At 74.5% G+C, this 19893-nt stretch carries 16 protein-coding genes and 1 pseudogene; 6 read left to right on the top strand and 11 right to left on the bottom strand.

What is annotated here, in order from left to right:
- Positions 1 to 221 (bottom strand): annotated as a pseudogene (locus QWZ14_RS06840) (hypothetical protein); the annotation flags it as partial.
- Between the two features lie 23 nt (positions 222 to 244).
- The gene (locus QWZ14_RS06835) at positions 245 to 556 is read right to left on the bottom strand and encodes a DUF6489 family protein (protein ID WP_290315882.1); all 312 of its coding nucleotides are present in this window, start codon (positions 554 to 556) and stop codon (positions 245 to 247) included.
- Positions 557 to 742: 186 nt separating this feature from the next.
- Between QWZ14_RS06835 and QWZ14_RS06830 the strand changes: the two genes are divergently transcribed.
- Complete coding sequence (locus QWZ14_RS06830) at positions 743 to 1807, top strand: LLM class flavin-dependent oxidoreductase (protein ID WP_290315881.1); 1065 nt, start codon at positions 743 to 745, stop codon at positions 1805 to 1807.
- Between the two features lie 66 nt (positions 1808 to 1873).
- Here the strand turns inward: QWZ14_RS06830 and QWZ14_RS06825 are convergent, their stop codons facing one another.
- Complete coding sequence (locus tag QWZ14_RS06825; RefSeq protein WP_290315880.1) at positions 1874 to 2362, bottom strand: hypothetical protein; 489 nt, start codon at positions 2360 to 2362, stop codon at positions 1874 to 1876.
- 170 nt (positions 2363 to 2532) lie between these two features.
- On the bottom strand, positions 2533 to 2742 hold the full coding sequence (locus QWZ14_RS06820) for a con-10 family general stress protein (protein WP_290315879.1): 210 nt from the start codon (positions 2740 to 2742) through the stop codon (positions 2533 to 2535).
- 208 nt (positions 2743 to 2950) lie between these two features.
- Here QWZ14_RS06820 and QWZ14_RS06815 point away from each other — a divergent pair, with 208 nt between their 5' ends.
- A complete protein-coding gene (locus QWZ14_RS06815) occupies positions 2951 to 4360 on the top strand; it encodes a CoA transferase (protein ID WP_290315878.1) in 1410 nt (469 codons plus the stop codon).
- A gap of 1 nt (position 4361) precedes the next feature.
- Here the strand turns inward: QWZ14_RS06815 and QWZ14_RS06810 are convergent, their stop codons facing one another.
- The 4 genes from QWZ14_RS06810 to QWZ14_RS06795 form a co-directional block, all read right to left on the bottom strand.
- Positions 4362 to 6554 (bottom strand): xanthine dehydrogenase family protein molybdopterin-binding subunit, encoded by a 2193-nt coding sequence (locus tag QWZ14_RS06810; protein ID WP_290315877.1) that lies wholly within the window; start codon positions 6552 to 6554, stop codon positions 4362 to 4364.
- A 13-nt stretch (positions 6555 to 6567) separates the two neighbouring features.
- Positions 6568 to 7035 carry a (2Fe-2S)-binding protein gene (locus QWZ14_RS06805; protein ID WP_290315876.1) on the bottom strand — a complete coding sequence of 156 codons (468 nt, stop codon included), beginning with the start codon at positions 7033 to 7035 and terminating at the stop codon, positions 6568 to 6570.
- Positions 7036 to 7134: 99 nt separating this feature from the next.
- Complete coding sequence (locus QWZ14_RS06800) at positions 7135 to 8655, bottom strand: PhoX family protein (RefSeq protein WP_290315875.1); 1521 nt, start codon at positions 8653 to 8655, stop codon at positions 7135 to 7137.
- 29 nt (positions 8656 to 8684) lie between these two features.
- Positions 8685 to 10994, bottom strand: coding sequence for a molybdopterin-dependent oxidoreductase (locus tag QWZ14_RS06795; protein ID WP_290315874.1), 2310 nt, complete (start codon positions 10992 to 10994; stop codon positions 8685 to 8687).
- Between the two features lie 151 nt (positions 10995 to 11145).
- Here QWZ14_RS06795 and QWZ14_RS06790 point away from each other — a divergent pair, with 151 nt between their 5' ends.
- Positions 11146 to 11838, top strand: a complete 693-nt coding sequence (locus QWZ14_RS06790; protein WP_290315873.1) for an SDR family NAD(P)-dependent oxidoreductase — start codon at positions 11146 to 11148, stop codon at positions 11836 to 11838.
- Between the two features lie 28 nt (positions 11839 to 11866).
- Here QWZ14_RS06790 and QWZ14_RS06785 read toward each other — a convergent pair whose 3' ends face one another.
- Positions 11867 to 12517, bottom strand: a complete 651-nt coding sequence (locus tag QWZ14_RS06785; RefSeq protein ID WP_290315872.1) for a LysE family translocator — start codon at positions 12515 to 12517, stop codon at positions 11867 to 11869.
- A gap of 155 nt (positions 12518 to 12672) precedes the next feature.
- Between QWZ14_RS06785 and QWZ14_RS06780 the strand changes: the two genes are divergently transcribed.
- Together QWZ14_RS06780 and QWZ14_RS06775 are read left to right on the top strand one after the other, a co-directional pair.
- A complete protein-coding gene (locus QWZ14_RS06780; RefSeq protein ID WP_290315871.1) occupies positions 12673 to 14067 on the top strand; it encodes an aspartate aminotransferase family protein in 1395 nt (464 codons plus the stop codon).
- Positions 14068 to 14094: 27 nt separating this feature from the next.
- Entirely contained in the window at positions 14095 to 15354 is a 1260-nt protein-coding gene (locus tag QWZ14_RS06775) for an O-antigen ligase family protein (RefSeq protein WP_290315870.1), read from the top strand.
- Here QWZ14_RS06775 and QWZ14_RS06770 read toward each other — a convergent pair.
- Positions 15330 to 16028 (bottom strand): response regulator, encoded by a 699-nt coding sequence (locus tag QWZ14_RS06770; protein WP_290315869.1) that lies wholly within the window; start codon positions 16026 to 16028, stop codon positions 15330 to 15332. The genes QWZ14_RS06775 and QWZ14_RS06770 overlap by 25 nt on opposite strands.
- On the bottom strand, positions 16025 to 18652 hold the full coding sequence (locus QWZ14_RS06765; RefSeq protein WP_290315868.1) for a sensor histidine kinase: 2628 nt from the start codon (positions 18650 to 18652) through the stop codon (positions 16025 to 16027). Before QWZ14_RS06765 ends, QWZ14_RS06770 begins: the two co-directional genes overlap by 4 nt.
- Positions 18653 to 18813: 161 nt before the next feature.
- Here QWZ14_RS06765 and QWZ14_RS06760 point away from each other — a divergent pair, with 161 nt between their 5' ends.
- Positions 18814 to 19716, top strand: coding sequence for an ABC transporter permease (locus QWZ14_RS06760; RefSeq protein WP_290315867.1), 903 nt, complete (start codon positions 18814 to 18816; stop codon positions 19714 to 19716).
- Positions 19717 to 19893 lie beyond the last annotated feature (177 nt).

The raw sequence follows: 19893 nt of genomic DNA, 5'->3' as shown, positions 1-19893 counted from the left end.
GCGCCGTCGCGGTACTCGACCTCGAAGGAGGGCGGCGGCAGCGGCTCCGGCGGCTTCGGCCGGGTCATCACCGCCAGCACCACCAGGGCGACGAAGCCGAGGTGCAGCAGCACCGAGCCGACCAGCCCCGGGCGCAGCCGGCGCCAGGGGCGCTGGCGGCGCGGCACGCGGCGCTGGCCGGGCCGCAGCAAGGGCTCGGCCCGCAGGGTCGGCGGCGGCACGGCGGCGGGGGTCCGGTCGGGGGTCAGCCCTGGCCCGATCCCCTGGAGCCCGGCCCCTTGGGCCCCTGGCCCGGCGGGGTGCCCGGCCCCGGCGTAGCCAGCGGGTTGAACATGCGGAACAGCCCGCCCATCGCGTCGCGCAGCTGGTCCGGGGTCTGCGGCGCCAGCGGCATCCAGGCCTTGAGCAACGCCTCGGGCGCCAGCGCGTCGACGCCGGCCAGCATCTGCTGCTGGATCCGGGCCATCACCGCATCCTGCATCGGCCGCAGATCGGGCAATCCGAGGAACTGGCGGGCCTCCTCCGGCGTGCAATCGATCTCGACGTTGATCTTCATGGAATTCGGGACTCCGCGGGGCTCGCCGCCGATATGGACCCGGGACGGTCCGCCCGCCAGCGTGGTTACGCATTGTTGGCATAGCGTTCTGCGGAGCCGGGCCCGGCCGGCCGCGGTTGCGGCGCGGCGCAAACCGGCTAGGCTGGCCGCGCCGCAGCCGGCCTGAGCCTCGTCACGGAGCCCGCCATGCTGAAATTCAGCAACTTCCTCTTCACCGAGAGCCGCGAGCCGGCGATGGACGCGCGGGTGATCCGCGAATGCCTGGAGGAGGCGAAGCTGTGCGACGACCTCGGCGTCGAGGTGCTCTGGCTGGCCGAGCACCACTTCGACGGCAATTGCGCCTATGTCGACCCGACCACCTTCGCCGCCGCCATCCTGGCCGCGACCAGGCGGATCAAGGTCGGCTTCGCCGTCGCCCAGGTCTCGCTGCACCACCCGGTGCGGCTGGCCGAGCAGATCGCCCTGCTCGACAATATCGGCGAGGGCCGGCTGATCGTCGGCCTCGGCCGCGGCACCGCCTACAACGTCTACGAATACCAGGGCTACGGCATCGACTGGCGGGAGGCGCACGACCGCTACGCCGAGGCCGAGGCGATCATGCTCAAGGCCTGGACCAGCAAGTCCGGCTTCACCCACGCGGGACAATTCTGGGACATCAAGGCGCCCCGGCTGCGCCCGGAATGCTTCACCCAGCCGCATCCGGCGGTGCTGCGCGCCGCGTCTTCGGAGGAAGGCGCCATGCACCTGGCCGAGCGCGGCCTGCCCTTCATGATGAACGTCCAGTCGCTGGAGGCGACCCGCCAGCGCCTCGCCGCCTATCGCGCCAGGCTCGCCGCGGCCGGCCACGACGAGGCGACCATCGCCCGCTGCCTGGACGAGAGCTGGGTCTGGCGCAACGTGGTGGTGGCCGAGACCGATGCCGAGGCCGCCCGCATCGGCATCCCCGCCTTCGAGGCGATGCAGGAGCAGCGCCGGGTGATGCGCGAGCGGGTCTATGCCGAGCAGGGCATCCGCATGGTGCAGGAGACAGTGCCGCCGGCCCGGGTGCAGGTCGAATCCGCGCTGATCCATGGCTCGCCCGCGACCGTCGCGGCGAAGATGGCCGAGATCGACCGCACCGGCGTCGGCGGCGTCATCTGCTCCTTCCGCCTCGGGCCCATGCCGGCGGCGGTCGCCAATGAATCGATCCGCCTGTTCATGACCCGGGTGGCGCCCGAGTTCCAGCCGCGCCAGGCGGTGGCGGCGGAGTAGCCCCGCCGCCCGGACCCGGCGGCTTCGGGTCCGGCCGCAGCCCGGTCCGCTCAGCCGAGGCCCCGTTCAAGCGACGCCGGCGAAGACGGAGCCCGCCAGGATGTGGGTGGTCAGGGCGCCGCGGCCGAGGGGCAGCAGCAGGCGCTCGAACAGCAGCGGGGCGCCCTCGCCGACGTCGAAATGGCCGAACTCGTGGCTCGGCGTGCCGGTGGCGAGGCACCGGCCATAGGCCCAGGCGGCGCCGCCGATCGGATCCTCGCCGGCGGCGGGGGCGACCGCGCCGACGAATTCGCCGAGCAGCGGCCGGCCTGCCCGGCGCACCAGGGCGGCGCCGACGCGGACCAGCTGGAAACCCGTCTCGCCGGGGCCGCGGATGACGGCGGCGAGGCTGAAGTCATCCGGCTCGGGCAGCGCCGCCTCGATCTGCTCGGGCGTCGGCAGGTGCCAGGCGGTGCGGGCTGCCAGCCAGGCCGCATGCGCGGCCTGCAGCGGCGGCGACCGCAGCCGGCCGGCGAGACCCACCGCCCGATGGCGGTCCGAGGGCGCGAGGATCAACGGGGCCGCCGCCGGCGGCCATGACCGGGTGCCGATCCCAAGCTGCTCATGTTCAGTTGATTGATGTCCGGGGCTTGTCAATCAGTACTTATAGATCAACGGCCCGGCCGGAACCAGGGTCCCTGGGAGGCGGCCGGACCGAAGCCGGCCCCTGCCGCCCCCGGGCGCCTCTAGTCCGGGTTCTTGTTGGCGTGGCTGTGCAGGCCGCCCTTGCGGCCGGCCATCGCCGCCTTCTCCCGGTTGTTGGCGAAATTGCCGGGGTTGTTCGCCTTGCCCTGGTTCATGCCGCCGATATGCCCGGCCTCCCGCGCCTTGGCGCGGTCATTGGCGAAATTGCCGGGGTTGCCCTTGCCGCCGCCAGAGGTCTGCTGATTGGCCATGGTTATCCCTGCCTATGCTGTCAGGAGCCGAACGCCCCAAAGCACGAACGCCGGCGGCGGCGGCTGTTTCCCTGTGAATCCCTTTTACGTTGAGAAACTTTCTGATCCACCGCTCCAGGTTGCAAAGTGCGCCGCGGCAAACACTTGCCGCTGGCGGGCGGCGGCCTAGGCTGCCCGGCAGCGCCGCCGCCCGCCGCAGGAGACCGCCATGGCCGATCCCACCCCCGACCGGATCATCCGCGACCTCTGGTCCCTGGCCGGGCTGGCACCCGGCCGGCTCGGCGCGCTGGAGCTGACCGGCGCCGAACCCGCCCTGCCCTCCTCCTTCCGGATCGGCGCCGCCGCCCAAGCCAGCATCGCCGCGACCACCGCGGCGGTCGCCGCCCTGCATGCGGTGCGTGGCGGCCCGGCCCAGGCGGCGCGGGTGGACATGCGGCATGCCAGCGTCGAGTTCCACTCGGAGCACTACCGCGCGCTCGCCGGCCGCGACCGCGGCGAGACCTGGGACAGCATCGCCGGCACCTACCGCTGCGGCGACGGCCGCTGGGTGCGGCTGCACACCAACTTCCCGCACCACCGCAGCGGCATGCTGACCCTGCTCGGCTGCGACGGCACCCGGGGAGCGGTGGCCGCGGCGCTGGCGGCGCGCGAGGCCTTCGCCTTCGAGGATGCCGCCGCCGCGGCGGGGCTCTGTGCCTCGGCCATGCGGAGCTTCGCCGAATGGGACGCGCACCCCCAGGGCCAGGCGGTGAATACCCTGCCGGCGCTGCGGATCGAGCGCATCGGCGATGCCCCGCCGACGCCGCTTCCCCCACTGGGCGCGCGGCCGCTCGAGGGACTGCGGGTGCTCGACCTCACCCGGGTCATCGCCGGCCCGGTCTGCGGCCGCACCCTGGCGGCGCATGGCGCCGAGGTGCTGCACATCAATGCCGCCCACCTGCCTTCCTTCGACGAGCTCGTGGTCGATACCGGCCGGGGCAAGCGCAGCGCCACGCTCGACCTGCGCAGCCTCGCCGGGCGCGACGGGCTGCGGGGGCTGGCGGCGCAGGCGGATGTCTTCCTCCAGGGCTACCGCCCCGGCGCCATCGCCGGCCACGGCTTCTCCCCGGAGGAGTTGGCGGCGCTGCGCCCCGGCATCGTCTGCACCTCGCTCTCGGCCTATGGCGAGGTCGGGCCCTGGGGCGGCCGGCGCGGCTTCGATTCCCTGGTGCAGACAGCCAGCGGCTTCAACCATGCCGAGGCGGTCGCCGCCGGCGCCGATCCGGCCCATGCCGATCCCAGGGTGCTGCCCTGCCAGGCGCTCGACCATGCCTCCGGCTACCTGCTCGCCTTCGGCACGCTCGCGGCGCTGCTGCGCCGGGCGGAGGAAGGCGGCTCCTGGCTGGTCCGCGTCTCGCTCGCCGGCACCGGCCGCTGGCTGCGCGGGCTCGGCCGGCTGCCGGACGGCTTCGCCGCCTCGGTGCCGACGATGGCCGATCTGGGTCCGCTGCTGGAGACCACCGACAGCGGCTTCGGCCGGCTGACCGCGCTGCGGCATTCCGGCCAGCTGGCCGAAACGCCGCCGCGCTGGGCGCTGCCGTCGGTCCCCCTCGGCACCCACCAGGCCGCGTGGTGCTGACCTAGGTCCCCTGCAGCGCCGCCAGGAATTTCGCCGGGGTGAAGGGCACGCTCCGCAGCCGCACCCCGGTCGCGTCGAAGATGGCATTGGTGACGGCGCTGGGGACGATCGCCGCGGTCGGCTCCCCCGCCCCCCAGGGCCGCTCGGCCGGGCGGTCGACCAGTTCCACCACGATCTCGGGCACCTCGGGGAAGGTGATGCTCGGGTAGCTCGCCCAGTCGAGCGAGGTCACGGCGGAGCGGTCGAAGGTCAGCTCCTCCTTCAGCACCCGGCTGACCGTGGCGACGATGTTGCCCTCGATCTGCGCGGTGACCGCATCCGGGTTGATGATCTGGCCGCAGTCATGGGTGACGAAGAACCTGATCACCCGGATGGCGCCGCTGCGGCGGTTGACCTCGACCTCGGCGACGCCCGCGACATAGGTCCGCACCAGCTCGTACTTCACGTAGGAGACGCCGCGGCCGCGCAGTACCTCGCCCCCTTGGTCCCGCACCGGCGAGGGCCGCGCCTGCCAGCCCGAGAGCTTCGCCACCCGCTCCAGCATCTCCCGCCCGCGCGGGTCCTCCAGCACCGAGAGCCGGTAGGCGATGGGATCGGCCCCGGCGGCGGCGGCCAGCTCGTCGAGGAAGGCCTCCCCGGCGAAGGTGTTCTGCATCCGCCCCGGGGTGCGGATCCAGCTGGGACGGAAGGGCGTGCTCTCCAGCCGCAGGCAGGTGGTGCGCACCGCCGGGAAGCCATAGGGCTGCGCCAGGTTGTGCACGATGTTGCCGGGGCTGCTGAGGCTCTCGCGCGGCAGCCCGCCGAGCTCGGCGGCAACCAAGTCGACGTTGCCGCCGGCGCCCTTGGCGATGAAGGCCTCGCTCTCCCAGCCCACCACCTTGCCCGCGGCATCGAGCCCGGCGCGCAGGTCGATCAGCGTCGGCGGGCCCTTGGGGTCCCAGCCATGCTCCTCGTGCCGCATCCACTGCACCCGCACCGGCCGACCCACGGCTTTCGCCAGCAGCGCCGCATCGACCGCGGCATCCTCATGCCCGTTGCGGCCGTAGCAGCCGGCGCCCTCGAGGTAGACGCAGCGCACCTGCTCGACCGGCATGGCCAGCATCATCGCCAGCTGCTTGCGCAGGTTGTGCGTCGCCTGGCTGGCCGACCAGCTGGTCAGCTTGCCGTCGCGGAACTCCGCCACCGCGCAGGAGGGGCCCATGGAGCCATGGGTATGGATGGCGAAGTCGTAGCTGGCCGAGAGCTGCTTCGCCGCGCCGCGGATCGCCGCGGCCGGGTCGCCGGTCTCGCTGGTCACCTGGCGCTGCGCGACGGGCGTCGCCCGCACATGCTCCCAGAGCTTCGCCTGCTCCGGCAGCCCGGCCCAGGCGGACCAGCGCACCTTCAGCGCGCGCTGCGCCCGGATCGCGGCCCATTCGGTCTCGGCCACCACTCCGACGAAGCCGCGCTCGTGCACCACCTTGAGCAGCCCGGGAATGCCGGCGACCGAGGCCTCGTCGACCGCCTCGGCGATGGCCCCCATCGCCGGCGGCCGCACCGCCCGGCCATGCGCCATGCCCGGGATCTTCAGGTCATGCACGTAGCGGAACCGGCCGAAGACCTTCTCCGGGATGTCGACACGCGGGGCGGAGCGGCCGACCACCCGCCGCGCCTCCGGCGGCTTGATCGGCGCGTTGGCATCGACCGCCAGCGAGAAGGCGCGGCCGCCGACCAGCGTCGCGAAGGCGAGCCGCCGGCCGTCAGGCGCGATCACCGCCGCATCCTCGCAGCGCAGCCCCTCCGGCGGCAGGCCGAAGCGCGACGCCGCCTCCGCCAGCAGCGCCCGCCGCGCCGTCGCCGCCGCCTGGCGCAGCTGCACCCCGCCGACCTGGATCGACAGCGAGCCATAGGTCGCGCCCTGGTCCGGGGTCAGCGCGGTGTCGCCCTCGACGACGGCGACGCTCGCCATCGGCACGTCCAGCTCCTCGGCGACGATCTGGGTGAAGCCGGTCCGCACCCCGGTGCCGAGGTCGACCTTGCCGACATAGGCGGTGACGCGGCCGGCGGCGTCGATCGCCAGGAAGCTGTCGACCTGGTCGAGGGCCACCGGCTTGTCGGTCCAGGCCGCCGCCGGCCGGGCGCCGAGCACGAAGCCCACCACCAGCGCCCCGCCGGCGCCGAACAACCCGCGGCGCCGCATCTGCATGCCGTCCATGGTCCGGCCCCCCTCAGGCATTCGCCGCGGCGCGCAGCACCGCGCGCACGACGCGGGGCTGGGTGCCGCAGCGGCAGATGTTGGCGACGAGGGCCTCCTTCACCTGCTCGGCGCTCGGCTTCGGCGTGGCGGCGAGCAGGGCGGCGCCCTGCATGATCATGCCATTGGCGCAGTAGCCGCATTGCACCGCCTGCTCGGCGATGAACGCGGCCTGCAGCGGATGCGGCCGCTCCGGCGTGCCCAGGCCCTCGAGCGTCGTCACCTGCCGGCCCTCGGCCGCGCCGACGGGAAGCTGGCAGCTCCGGGTCGCGGCGCCATCCAGATGCACCGTGCAGGCGCCGCACTGGCCGAGGCCGCAGCCGAAATGCGGCCCGGTCAGGCCGAGGTCGTTGCGCAGCGCATAGAGCAGCGGCATCTCCGGGTCATCGACGGTCACGCTGGCGGCGCGGCCGTTGACGGTCATTGTCACGGTCTGGCTCATCGGCCGGATCCTCCCTCGATGTCTGCCGGCCAGGGAAGCGCAAAGCCCCCGCAACGTCCATGGAGAAGCGGCGCTGAACCGCCGGCGGAGAAGCGGCGCTCAGCCGCCGACCGGCCCCCCGGCCAGCCGCGACAGCCCGAGCAGCGTGCTGCGCGGCGGGACGCCCGCCTGGAATTCCGGCCAGCGGGTGCCCGGCCGGTCGAAGCTGGCGCCGGGCTCGGCGCCGGGATGGCGGACGGCGGTGAACAGCGCCTCGCCATCCGGGGTGAAGGCGGCGCCACCGACCGAGGCGCCGCGCGGCGCGCCATAGATGGGCAGCGGCACCCCGCGCCCCGGCCCGGCCAGGTCGCAGGCGAAGAGCCCCTCCGCCTGGGCGCCGATCCGGCCGCCGCGGTCGGTGCCGATCCAGGCCCGGCCGCGGGCGTCCACCGTGACGGTGTCGGGGTTCTCCGGCCAGGCGCTGCCCGGCGGCAGCCCGGCCCCGCCGTAGCGCGCCTGCGGGCTGCGCGGGTCGCCGGCGGCGAAGAGCAGCCGCGCGGTGGCGCCGGCGGCGGTATCGTCGCCGCCATCGGGCGAGAGCTCGATCACGTGCCCGGCCGGCCGGCCCGGGCTGCCGTGGCAGGCCAGCAGCAGCCGCGGCCCCATCGGGTCGAGCCCGAGGCCCGACGGCGTGTCGAACGGGGTGCCGCCGGCCTGCTGCGCCGCCACGACCGGCCCGGCCGCGGCACCCGGCGGCAGCAGCACCCAGCTCAGCCGGTCGTCCTGCAGCCGGGCGACGAAGAGCGAGCCCGCCGCCAGCCCCTCCTCAGGCGTGGCCGGGCCGGAGGAGACGTAGCGGAACAGGAAGCCGCCGACCCGCCGGTCGGTCAGGTAGACCACCGCCCGGCCATCCCGCCCGAGCGTCGCCGCCACGTCGCCATGGGCGAAGCGGCCGAGCGCGCCGCGCTTCACCGGCACCGCCTGCGGGTCGAAGGGGTTGAGCTCGGCGACGTAGCCGAAGCCGCTGCCATCGGCGAAGGCCGGGTCGAGCGCGCCGAGCCGGGCCTGCCAGAAGGCCGGGTCGCCCTCGGCCAGCAGCAGCGTGCCCCAGGGGGTGACGCAGCCGCCGGCGAGGCCGAGCAGCCCGCGCACCGCCCCGCCGCCGGCGCCCTGGAGCCGGCACAGGGTGGAGCCGCCCAGACGGCGGCTCTGGTAGCCGCCGTCGACCACCACCCAGCGGCCGCGCTGGCGCTCGAGGTTCAGCAGCGAGGCGCCCTGCATGGCCGCCGCCGCCGCCGGCTGGTCCTGCCCGCCGGGGAAGGCCATGCGCGGGTCGACGCCCGGGTGCAGCACCGCGAGGATCGCCCGGGCGACGCCATCGGCCGCCGGCTGCTGCGGCACCGCGATGCCGGCGACGCGGGCGTCCCAGCCGAATTGCGCGGCGACCGCGTCGGGGTCCGGGGTGCGCGGCGTCCAGCGCGGCGCGTCGAAGGTGACGCGGTCGCCCCAGCGGACCAGCACGTCGCGCCGGTAGCCGCGCGCCACGCTGTCGTCCTGCTTCACCGGCAGGGCCAGCGGCTCCAGCTCATGCGGCTGGCCCTGCGCCCGGGCCGGCCGGCCGGCCGCCAGCGGCGCGGCCATCCCGGCCGCCAGTACTGCCCGGCGCCGCATCATTCGCTGGCCACCGGCGGCGGGACATGCACGGTCACCGGCGGCAGCGGACCCTCCCAGCGTTCGATCTGCACCAGGCAGGATTGCGCCGAGGGGCCCTGGCCGAGCCGCGAGGTGCCGATGTCGGCGGTCAGCACGTTCGGGTTGCCGTGGACGCACATCGCATCGGGGTCGCCCGGCACCTGCGGGTCGTACCAGGCCCCCGTCGCCATCGCCACCACGCCGGGCAGCATCCCCTCCTTCAGCCGCACCCCGCCGAGGCAGGCACCGCGGGCGTTGAAGATGCGCACGATGTCGCCCTCGGCCAGGCCCCGCGCCGCGGCATCGGCCGGGTTCATGTTGATCGGCTCGCGCCCCCGGATCTTGTCGGCGGCGGCGACCCGGCCGGGGTCGAGCTGGCCGTGCAGCCGGGTCGCCGGCTGGAAGGACAGCAGGTGCAGCGGATGCTCGGCCGCCGCCGCCGCGCCGAGCCATTCCCGTGGGGCGATCCAGATCGGATGGCCGGGGCAGTCGTCGTAGCCGAAGCTGGCGATGGTCTCGCTGAACAGCTCGACCTTGCCGGAAGGCGTGTTCAGCGGCTCGTCCTCCGGACGGGCGGCGAATTCGGCGAATTGGGTGTATTCCTCGCCGACCGGGACTGGAGGCACCTCGATATGCCCCTCGGCCCAGAAGCGGTCGAAGTCCGGCGCCTCGTAGCCGAGCCGGCCGCAGGTCAGGCGCCACTGCTCGTAGATGTGGCGCAGCCAGGCGCCCTCGTCGCGCTGCTCGGTGAAGCGGTCGCGGAAGCCCAGCGCCTCGGCGACGTCGGCCAGCATGTCGACGTCGTTGCGCGCCTCGGCGACCGGCGGGATCGCCTGGTGCATGGCGCGGAGGAAGCGGTCGCGGCTGCTGCTGGCGATGTCGTTCCGCTCCAGCGTCGTCGTCGCCGGCAGCACGATGTCGGCCTGGCGGGCGACCGCGGTCCACCAGGGCTCCTGCACCACGATGGTCTCGGCGCGCGACCAGGCCCGCTGCAGCCGCGGCAGGTCCTGGTGGTGGTGGAAGGGATTGCCGCCGGCCCACCAGATCATGCGGATGTCCGGCAGGGTGATGTCGCGGCCGTTGTACTGCAGGATCCCGCCCGGCCGCTCCAGCATCTCGGTGACCCGCGCCACCGGGATGTACAGCCCGACCGGGTTGCGGATGCCCGGCGAATGCACCGCCGGCAGCTCCCGCCGCGGCGTGCCCATGCCGTTGATGCTGCCGTAGCCGAAGGCGACCCCCTGCCCCGGCTTGCCGATGCTGCCGAGCATGGCGGCAAGCGCGATCAGCAGCCAGTAGGGCTGCTCGCCGTAGTCGGCCCGCTGGATCGACCAGGCGGCGGTCAGCATGGTCGGCTTGGCCGCGCATTCCAGCGCCAGCCGGCGGATGGTCGCGGCCGGGATGCCGGTGATCGGCGCCGCCCAGTCCGGCGTCTTGGCGAGGCCATCCGCCTCCCCGGTGATGTAGGGCCGCAGCCGGTCCCAGCCGGTGCAGTGGCTGGCCAGGAAGCCGCGGTCCTCGAGCCCGCCCTCGACCAGCACCTGCGCCATGGCCAGCAGCAGCGCCGCATCGGTGCCCGGCCGGATCGGCACCCATTCGGCCTCGAGCTCGGCCTCGGTGTCGCCGCGGAAGGGCGAGATGTTGACGAAGCGGACGCCGGCGGCGCGGGCGTCGCGCATCAGCACGCCGTAGTCGTGCTTCCCGGCGCCGCCCGAGTTCACCAGTCCGTTCTTCGCCGCCAGCCCGCCGAGGCAGATCATCAGCTTCGCGTTGCGGGCGATCGCCTGCCAGTCGGTGGTGCGGCCGAGCAGCACCTCGTTGGTGCCGAGGATGTGCGGCAGCAGGGTCTGCGCCGTCGCATAGGAATAGGCGGTGACCGAGGAGGTGAAGCCGCCGCCGAGGCCGAGGAAGCGCTGCAGCTGCGTCTTCGCATGATGGTAGCGCCCGGCCGAGGACCAGCCGTAGGAGCCGCCGAAGATCGAGGTGGCGCCGTGCTCGGCCCGGACCCGCGTGGTCTCCTCCGCCAGCAGCCGCGTCGCGCGGTCCCAGGAGATGGGGACGAAGGGATCGGCCCCGCGTAGGTGGCCGCGCCGGCGGCCCTCCAGCCAGCCGCGGCGGACATAGGGGCGGTCGATGCGCGAGGGCGCATGGACCACGTCCGGCACGCTCTCGATCAGGCTGCCGGGAAAGGGGTCGGGGCCGAAGGGGCGCACGCCGGTGACCCGGCCATTCTCCACCACGGCATCGAAATAGCCCCAGTGGGCCGCATGCGGCTTTATTTCGGTCATGGTCCCATCCTCGCTCCGGCGGCCGGACCTTGCCACCCGGGCAGGCCGAAAGTCCACCGGGGGCCGAATTCGCGCTGTCGCGGACGTGGCATCGCCGGCTACATCGTCGCCCGATTCGCCCCCTGCCGGGGACGCGCGGAGGAGGACCGGCATGACCGAATTCACCGCCTGCATCATCGGCGCCTCGCGCGGCCTCGGCCTCGGCCTCGCGCGGGAGTACCTGGCCCGCGGCTGGCGGGTGATCGGCACGGTGCGCGGCGACGCCCGAGGCGGCCTGCACGCGCTGCAGGCCGGGGCGGGGGACCGGCTGGCGATCGAGCGGCTCGACATCAACGACCCGGGACAGCTCGCGGCGCTGCGCGGCCGCCTCGCCGGGGCGCGGCTCGACGTGCTCTTCGTCAATGCCGGCGTCTCGAACGGCCCGGCCGAGCGGATCGGCGACGTCAGCACCGAGGATTTCACCCGGGTGATGGTCACCAACGCGCTCAGCCCGATGCGGGTGGTCGAGGCGCTGCAGGAGCGGGTGCCGCCGCAGGGGCTGATCGCGCTGATGTCCTCCGGCCTCGGCAGCGTCGCCGGCAACGAGAGCGGCGGCTGGGAGGTCTACCGCGCCAGCAAGGCGGCGCTGAACACGCTGATGCGCAGCTTCGCCGCCCGCCGCGCCGGCGACCCCCGCAGCTTCGCCCTGGTCGCGCCGGGCTGGGTGCGGACCGACATGGGCGGGCCGCAGGCCAGCCTCGATGTCGGGACCAGCACCGCCGGCATCCTCGACAGCCTCGCCGGGCTGGCCGGGCGGCCGGGGCTGCACTACCTCGACTACCGGGGGCAGCGGGTGGCCTGGTAGCGGCCGGGCCCGGCGCCGGGCGCCGCGGTCAGCCGGCCGGGCGCCGCGCCAGGGTCAGGCCAAGGCCGAGCGCGATCATCGCCGCCCCCGAGGCCTCGCGCAGGCGGCGGATCAGCCCGGGCCGCGCCATCGCGCCCTGGCGAAGGCGGCCCGCGGCGAAGGCCACCCCGAGGTCGGCCAGGGTGTTGAGCGCCACCGAGACGAAGCCGAGCACCAGGAATTGCAGCGCCACGCCGCCCGCCGCCGGGTCGACGAACTGCGGCACGAAGGCCAGGAAGAAGGCGGCGGTCTTCGGGTTCAGCGCCTCGACCAGGACGCCTTCGCGGAAGGCCCGCCGCGCCCCGACCGAGGGCGCCGGATCGTGGCCGGCCAGGGCGGCCGCCGGCTCCCGCCGGGCGGCCCGGATGGTGCGGACGCCGAGCCAGATGAGGTAGGCAGCCCCGGCCAGCTTCAGCCCGGTGAAGACCTCGGCGCTGGCGAGAACGATGGCGGAGACGCCGAGGCTGCCGGCCAGTACATGGACCATGCCGCCAAGGCCGGTGCCGAAGCTGGAGGCCACCCCCTCGGGCCGCCCGCCCGCCAGGGTGCGCGCCGCGACATAGAAGAGGCCGGGGCCCGGGGTGACCGCGAGCAGCAGGGCGGCAGCGGTATAGAGGGCAAGCTGCAGGGGGTCGATCATGGTGCCCGCGCATAGCGGATATCGCCGCCGCAGCCCAGGCCCGGCCGCGCGGCGCCCCCCCCGGGAAAGCGCGCCGCGGCGGAACGATGCCGGCAGGTCTTGGGTTGCCCGGCCTTCCGGGCCTAGGATGCGGCATCCGTCAGGAAGGCCCTGCCATGACCCCGCCCCGCAATTCCAATGCCGCCCGTGACATCGCCTATGCGCTGCACCCCTATACCGACCACAAGGCGCATCTCGAGACCGGCCCGGTCGTCATCAGCCGCGGCAAGGGCGTCCGGGTCTATGACGACCAGGGCAAGGAATACATCGAGAGCGTCGCCGGGCTGTGGTGCGCCAGCCTCGGCTTCGACAACGAGCGCCTGGTCCAGGCCGCCGCGACGCAGATGCGCAAGCTCCCGTTCTACCACGCCTTCACCGCCAAGTCGCACGAGCCGCTGATCGACCTCAGCGAGATGCTGATCGAGCGTGCGCCGGCGAAGATGAGCAAGGTCTTCTTCGCCAACTCCGGGTCGGAGGCGAACGACAGCGCCATCAAGATGATCTGGTACATGAACAACGCGATCGGCCGGCCCGAGAAGAAGAAGCTGATCGCCCGGATCAAGGGCTACCACGGCATCACCCTCGCCGCCGCCTCGCTCACCGGCCTGCCGGTGAACCACAAGCTGTTCGACCTGCCGCTGCCGGGCTTCCACCACGTCTCGACGCCGCACCACTACCACAACGCCCTGCCCGGCGAATCCGAGGAGGCCTTCGCCACCCGCCTCGCCGAGGAGCTGGACGCCAAGATCATCGCCGAGGGGCCGGAGACGGTCGCCGCCTTCTGGGCCGAGCCGATCATGGGCGCCGGCGGCGTCATCCTGCCGCCCGCCACCTACTTCCCGAAGATCCAGGCGGTGCTGAAGAAGCACGACGTGCTGATGGTGGTCGACGAGGTGATCTGCGGCTTCTGGCGCACCGGCAGCTACTGGGGCAGCCAGACGCTCGGCATCGAGCCGGACATCCTGGTCTGCGCCAAGGCGCTCAGCGCCTCCTACCTGCCGATCTCGGCGGTGATGGTGAACGAGAAGGTCTTCCAGGGCATCGCCGAGGGGTCGTCGACCATCGGCACCTGGGGCCATGGCTTCACCTATTCCGGCCATCCGGTGCCGGCCGCGGTCGCCATCGAGACGCTGAAGATCTACGACGAAATGAACATGGGCGACCATGTGGCGAAGGTCGGTGCCTATCTCCAGGCGCAGCTCCGCGCCCGCTTCGCCGACCACCCGCTGGTCGGCGAGGTCCGCGGCACCGGCATGATCGGCGCCGTCGAGCTGGTGGCCGACAAGGCGACCAAGCGCAACTTCGACCCAGCGCAGAAGGTCGGCATCCGCCTGACCAAGGTCGGCGAGCAGAACGGCGTCATCCTGCGCTCCATGGCCAATGACAGCCTCGGCTTCTCCCCGCCGCTGATCATCACCGAGGAGGAGGTCGACGAGATGCTGAACCGCTTCGGCAAGTCGCTGGACGAGATCATGGTGACGGTCCGCCGCGAAAGCCTCGCCGCGGTCTGACCTGGCCGAGCTGAAAGAGTCCATGGCTTGAACACGATGGATGCGGCGCGGCCCTGGTGGGCCGCGCCGAGCTTCCCCCTGGCCGTCGCGCTGGCGATCGCGCCGGCGGCCGGGGTGCTGCAGTCGAAGGCACTGGCCCCCATCGCGGTTGTCGCGCTGGCGGGCTGCGTGCTGGCGCATCGGCGGGCGCTGGGCGGCTGGTCCTGGCCGGTGGATTTCCCCCGCAATATCCTGGCCGGGCTGGCCCTGGCGACCTTCGGCTGGGCGGCGCTGACCGCCGCCTGGGCGCCGGAGCCCTGGCGGGCGCTCGGCACCGCGCTGCAGCTCGGCGGCTTCGTCGCCCTCGGCATCGCCGCCGCAAGGGCGGTGGCGGCCGATGCCGTGGCGGCGCAGCGCCGGCTGCTGCGGCTGGCGACCGCCGGGCTGGTCGGCGGGCTGGCGCTGGCCGGGCTGGATGCCGCCAGCGGCAATGCCATCCGCGCCGCGGTGCGCGGGCTCGAGACCATCCCGCCCGGCCTCGCCTTCGGCCTCAAGCCGGCGGCCTCGGCCATGGCGCTGTGGCTGCCGCTGGTGGCGGCGGCGCCGCTGCCGCGCTGGCTGCGGGCGCTGGTCCTGCTCGGCGGCGCGGCGGTGCTGGTGGCGCTGCCGGGGGAAGCGGCCAAGCTGGCGGTCGGCGCGGCGCTGGTCACCGGCGCGGTGGCGCTGCTGCTGCCGCGGCGGACCGCCGTCACCCTCGGCGCGGCACTGGCGCTGGCGATCATCGCCATGCCGCTGGCGCTCGGCCCGGTGCTGACCCGCGGGGTGCCGGCGGCGGGGATCCCTCCCTCGGCGGCGCACCGGCTGCTGATCTGGGATTTCGTCATCCACCGCATCGACGACCGGCCGCTGCTGGGCTGGGGCATGGAGGCGAGCCGCAGCATCCCCGGCCGGTCGGACCATCCGGGGCCGGCGGCGCTCGGCCGCTTCGGGCTCGACGGCGGCTCGGCGAGCCATGGCTGGCTGGCCACCGCCCAGCTGCTGCCGCTGCATCCGCACAATGGCGCGCTGCAGCTCCGGCTGGAGCTCGGCTGGCCGGGCGTGGTGCTGGCGGCGCTGCTGGCGGCGGGGCTGGCGCTGGCCTGCGGCAATGCGGTCGCGCTGGCCATGCTGGCGGCCGGCGCGGTGACGGCGATGCTGAGCTTCGGCATCTGGCAGGAATGGTGGGTCGGCGCGGAGCTGCTCGCGCTGGCCGCCGCCGCCGGGGTGCCGCGGCGCGAGGCCGATCAGGCCTCGTCCGAGAGCCGGTAGCCCACCGCCGGCTCGGTCCGCAGCAGCCCGGCGGCGGGGCCGAGCTTCTGCCGCAGCTGGCCGACATAGACCCGCAGGTACTGCGCATCCTCGGCATGCGCCGGGCCCCAGATGGCGGTCAGCAATTGCCGCTGCGTCACCACCCGGCCGCTGGCCCGCAGCAGCGCCACCAGTAGCGACCATTCGCGCGGGGTCAGCTTCAGCGGCTGGCCTTCCACCCGGGCCTGGCGGCGGCCGAGGTCGACCTCGAGCCCGGCCAGCCGCACCACCCCGGCCGGGTCGGGCGCCCCAGCGGCGGCGGCGGCCCGGCGCAGCGCCGCCCGCACCCGGGCCAGCAGCTCGCCGAGGGCGAAGGGCTTCTCGACGTAGTCGTCCGCCCCGGCGTCCAGCGCCGCGACCTTCTCCGCCTCCCGCTCCCGCGCCGAGACGATGATGACCGGCGCGGCGCAGAAGCCGCGCAGCCGGGCCAGCACCTGCTGCCCGTCGAGGTCGGGCAGGCCGAGGTCGAGCAGCACCAGCGCCGGGCTGCGGGTGGCGGCCAGCCGCAGGCCTTCCGCCGCGGTCTCGGCGCGCAGCGGGGCATAGCCGGCCGCCTCCAGCGCCGGGCCGAGGAAGCGGTGGATCTGCGGCTCGTCGTCGATGACCAGGATGCGGGGGCCCTCGGGCTGGCTCATGCCGGGAAGCGCAGGATCAGCCGGGTGCCGCGGCCGCCGGGCAGGATGGGGCTCTCGGCGCCGATCCGCCCGCCCATGGCCTGGGTCAGGCCGCGGCCGATGGCGAGGCCGAGGCCGCTGCCGGCGGCGATCCGGTCGGCCCGGCTGGCGCGGAAGAAGGGGGCGAAGATCCGCCCCAGCTCGCCCGAGGGGATGCCCGGGCCGTCGTCCTCCACCAGCATCGCCACTTCCATGCCCTCCCGCCGCGCCGCGACCGTGACCGCGCCCTCCGGGCCGGAGAATTTGAGGGCGTTGTCGAGCAGATTGCCCAGCACCTGGTCAAGCAGCGCCGGATCGAGCCGCGGCTCCGGCAGCCCCGGCTCGATGCGGCGGCGGATGCGGCGGCCGGTGGCGCGTTCCAGCCGGGCGGCGGCGGCCTCCAGCGCCTCGGCGACGTCGACCGGCTCGCGGCGGGGCTCGACCTGGCCATTCTCCAGCCGGACGATGTCGAGGATGTTGCCGATGGTCCGGGTCAGCCGCACCGTCTCCTCCTCGGCGGCGGTCAGCAGATCCTCGCGCACCGCCGCCGGCAGGTTGGCGGCCCGCAGGGTGCCGAGGGCGCCGCGGATGGCGGTCAGCGGCGTCCGCAGGTCGTGGCCGAGCGAAGTCAGGAGCGCGACCCGGAGCTGCTCGGTCTCGGCCCGGGCGGCGGCGCGGGCGCCGGCCTCCATCAGCTCGGCGCGCTCGATCGCGACCGCCGCCTGGTCGAGCAGCGCATCCAGCGTCCGGTCGGCCTCGGCCTCCAGCGCCGCCGCGTCGCCGAGCCGCAGCCCGAGCAGCCCGACCGTGCCGCGGGCGGTGCGCATCGGGCGGAATTGCCAGGCGGTGCCGGCCGGCAGGGTATCGGTGCCGCGACCGGTCGGGCGGCCATGCGCCAGGGCCCAGCGCGCCGCGGCCATGGCCGCCGCGTCCGGCTCGGCCTCCTGCGGCACGGCGGCGCGGAGCACCGGTTCGGCGTCCGTCTGGCCCGGTGGCGGGGGCAGCGGCATGAGCACGCAGGCGGGGCGGCCGGCGATGCGCTCGGCCTGGCGCGCCACCGCCTCCAGCAGGTCGCCCGGGGTGCCGGCGGCACCGAGCAGCCGGCTGAACTCGACCAGCCGCCGCAGCCCGTGCAGCCGCGCCTGGGCCGCCCGCACCGAGCGGCCGAGCCCGCCGGTGGTGCCGGCCAGCAGCAGCGCCACCAGGGCGAAGACCACGACGCCCACCACGTCCTGCGGTCCGGCGATCGCCAGCGTGTAGCGCGGCGGCAGGAACAGGAAATTCCAGGCGAGGAAGGCCAGCGCCGCCGCCGCCAGCCCCTGTGCCGGGCCGAAGCCCACCGCCGCGGCGACGATGGCGACGAGGTAGATCATGCCCATCGCGCCTTCCGGCACGGTGCCGTCGGTGGCGAAGGCGACCAGCGTCGCGCCGGCGACCAGCGCCGGCACCGCCGCCCAGCCGAACCAGCGCGGCAGGGCGGGCCGGGGCCGCGGGGCGCGCAGCGGCGCGGCCGGCTCGGGCACCAGGTGCAGGGTGTAACCGGCGCCCTGGCGCAGCAGCGCCGTCGCCAGGCCGCGCCGCCACCAGGCCGGGCGGCCGCGGCCGAGCACGAGGTGGGTGGGGTTGCGGGCCCGCGCCTCGGCCAGGCTGGCGCGCGGCAGGTCGGCCGCCACCACCGTCTCGGCCTCGGCGCCGAGTCCCTCGGCGAGGCGGAGCGCGGCCGCGGCGACGCCGCCGGCCGCGAGCGCCGCCGGCCGCTCGACATGCAGCGCCAGCAGCGGCGCCCGCAGCGCATCGGCAATCCGCCGGGCGTGGTGGACCACCGCCGCGGCACCGGCATCGCCGCCGAGCAGCGCCAGCACCCGGTCGCCGCTCGGCCAGGGACCGGCGATGGCGTGGCTGCGCATGTAGCCGGTGACGTCGGCATCGACCCGGTCGGCGGTGCGGCGGAGCGCGAGTTCGCGGAGCGCCGCCAGGTTGCCCTCGCGGAAGAAGCCGCGCAGGGCGCGGGCCGCCTGGTCGGGGCGGTAGACCTTGCCCTGGCGCAGCCGCTCCAGCAGCTCGGCCGGGGGGAGGTCGATCAGCTCGACCGCATCGGCCTCGGCCAGCACCCGGTCGGGCACGGTCTCCGCCACGCGGATGCCGGTGATGCGGGCGACCGGCTCCGACAGGCTTTCCAGGTGCTGGATGTTCATGGTGGTCCAGACCTCGATGCCGGCGGCGCGCAGCTCCGCCACGTCCTGCCAGCGCTTGGGGTGGCGGCTGCCGGGGGCGTTGCTATGGGCCAGCTCGTCCAGCAGCAGCACCGCGGGGCGGCGGGCGAGCGCGGCGTCGAGGTCGAATTCGGCGAGGCGGGGGTCGCCGGGGGCGATGCGGGGCAGCACGGGCAGGGTGCCGAGCTGGGCTTCCGTCTCCGCCCGGCCGTGGGTCTCGATGAGGCCGGCCAGGACATCGGTGCCGCCGGCCTGACGGCGGCGGGCCTCCTCCAGCATGGCGTAGGTCTTGCCGACGCCGGGGGCGGCGCCGAGGAAGACCTTCAGCCGGCCCCTGCCCTCCCGGGCCGCGACGGCGAGCAGGGCATCGGGGTCGGGCCTGGATTGGGACATGCGGCCAGCATAGCGCAGCCGGGTGGGGCGGCGAATTTGCCGGGGCGGGCGGCAGGCCGGTAGAAGCGGGCTTCAGCCGCGCCCGCTGCGGCCCCTCGGCGCGGGGGCCGCGCGGGTCCACTTCAAGCCCAGGCCGCCGCGGCCTGCGGAGGGATCGCCGCATGCAGCGCCAGGGGCTCGACGGGACCATGACCGCGGCGGCGCCGCGCCCGAGCGCGGCCGAGAGCCCCGCCCGGCGGGCGCTGCGGCGCTTCCTGCGGCATCGGCTGGCGGTGTTCGGGCTGGTGGTGGTGGTCGCCTTCCTCCTGGCGGCGCTGCTGGCGCCCTGGATCTCCCCGGCAGATCCGCTGCAGACCTCCTGGACCGCGATCCGCAAGCCGCCCTCCGCCGAACATTGGTTCGGCACGGACGAGAACGGGCGGGACGTGCTCTCCCGGGTGCTCTGGGGGGCGCGGGCCTCGATGGCGGCGGGGGTGATCTCGGTGACGGTGGCGCTGCTGATCGGGGTGCCGGTCGGGCTGCTGGCGGGGCTGGCGGGGGGCTGGACGGATACGCTGGTCTCCCGCGTCGCGGATGCGATGCTCTCGGTGCCCTTCCTGATCCTGGCCATCGCCCTGGCCGCCTTCCTCGGGCCGGCGCTGGAGAATGCCATGCTGGCGATCGCCATCACGGCCTCGCCGGTCTTCGTCCGGTTGGCGCGGGGCATGACGCTCGAGGTCAAGGCGACGGATTGGGTGGAGGCGGCCCGCGCCCTGGGCAACCCGCCCTGGCGGCTCGGGCTGCTGCACGTGCTGCCGAACATCGTGCCGCCGCTGCTGGTGCAGGCGACGCTCTCCATCGCCGAGGCGATCATCGCCGAGGCCTCGCTCAGCTTCCTCGGGCTCGGGCAGCAGCCGCCGGCGCCGAGCTGGGGGTCGATGCTGAATTCGGCGCAGCGCTTCCTGACCCAGGCGCCCTGGCTGGCGGTCTTCCCGGGGCTGGCGATCTTCCTGGTGGTGCTGGCCTTCAACCTGATGGGCGACGGGCTGCGGGATGCGCTCGACCCGCGCAGCGAGCGGAAATAAATTCCGCTCAAATTCGCTCAATTCGGCTCAATGCCGCTCAAGCGTCGCCGGCCAGTCCGTTGATCCTGCAGAATTTTGCCGGGGAAATTTTAGAATTGAGCGTTTTAGGGGCCAGGGCCGCCAGCCGGGCGCGAAGGCCCGGCTGACGCTAGGCTTATAATCCTGTTCCGCGGACGG

Origin of the sequence: Paeniroseomonas aquatica, from assembly GCF_030409335.1 — a bacterium.
Taxonomy (GTDB): domain Bacteria; phylum Pseudomonadota; class Alphaproteobacteria; order Acetobacterales; family Acetobacteraceae; genus Belnapia; species Belnapia aquatica.
Note: the sequence above shows the minus strand (reverse complement) of the source record. Positions and strands in the feature narration are given on the sequence as shown.

What these genes read in the sequence shown, in the direction of transcription:
- QWZ14_RS06835 (WP_290315882.1), bottom strand. Translation starts at nt 556, where the DNA reads ATGAAGATCAACGTCGAGATCGATTGCACGCCGGAGGAGGCCCGCCAG.
- QWZ14_RS06830 (WP_290315881.1), top strand. Translation starts at nt 743, where the DNA reads ATGCTGAAATTCAGCAACTTCCTCTTCACCGAGAGCCGCGAGCCGGCG.
- QWZ14_RS06820 (WP_290315879.1), bottom strand. Translation starts at nt 2,742, where the DNA reads ATGGCCAATCAGCAGACCTCTGGCGGCGGCAAGGGCAACCCCGGCAAT.
- QWZ14_RS06815 (WP_290315878.1), top strand. Translation starts at nt 2,951, where the DNA reads ATGGCCGATCCCACCCCCGACCGGATCATCCGCGACCTCTGGTCCCTG.
- QWZ14_RS06810 (WP_290315877.1), bottom strand. Translation starts at nt 6,554, where the DNA reads ATGGACGGCATGCAGATGCGGCGCCGCGGGTTGTTCGGCGCCGGCGGG.
- QWZ14_RS06805 (WP_290315876.1), bottom strand. Translation starts at nt 7,035, where the DNA reads ATGAGCCAGACCGTGACAATGACCGTCAACGGCCGCGCCGCCAGCGTG.
- QWZ14_RS06800 (WP_290315875.1), bottom strand. Translation starts at nt 8,655, where the DNA reads ATGGCCGCGCCGCTGGCGGCCGGCCGGCCGGCCCGGGCGCAGGGCCAG.
- QWZ14_RS06795 (WP_290315874.1), bottom strand. Translation starts at nt 10,994, where the DNA reads ATGACCGAAATAAAGCCGCATGCGGCCCACTGGGGCTATTTCGATGCC.
- QWZ14_RS06790 (WP_290315873.1), top strand. Translation starts at nt 11,146, where the DNA reads ATGACCGAATTCACCGCCTGCATCATCGGCGCCTCGCGCGGCCTCGGC.
- QWZ14_RS06785 (WP_290315872.1), bottom strand. Translation starts at nt 12,517, where the DNA reads ATGATCGACCCCCTGCAGCTTGCCCTCTATACCGCTGCCGCCCTGCTG.
- QWZ14_RS06780 (WP_290315871.1), top strand. Translation starts at nt 12,673, where the DNA reads ATGACCCCGCCCCGCAATTCCAATGCCGCCCGTGACATCGCCTATGCG.
- QWZ14_RS06770 (WP_290315869.1), bottom strand. Translation starts at nt 16,028, where the DNA reads ATGAGCCAGCCCGAGGGCCCCCGCATCCTGGTCATCGACGACGAGCCG.
- QWZ14_RS06765 (WP_290315868.1), bottom strand. Translation starts at nt 18,652, where the DNA reads ATGTCCCAATCCAGGCCCGACCCCGATGCCCTGCTCGCCGTCGCGGCC.
- QWZ14_RS06760 (WP_290315867.1), top strand. Translation starts at nt 18,814, where the DNA reads ATGCAGCGCCAGGGGCTCGACGGGACCATGACCGCGGCGGCGCCGCGC.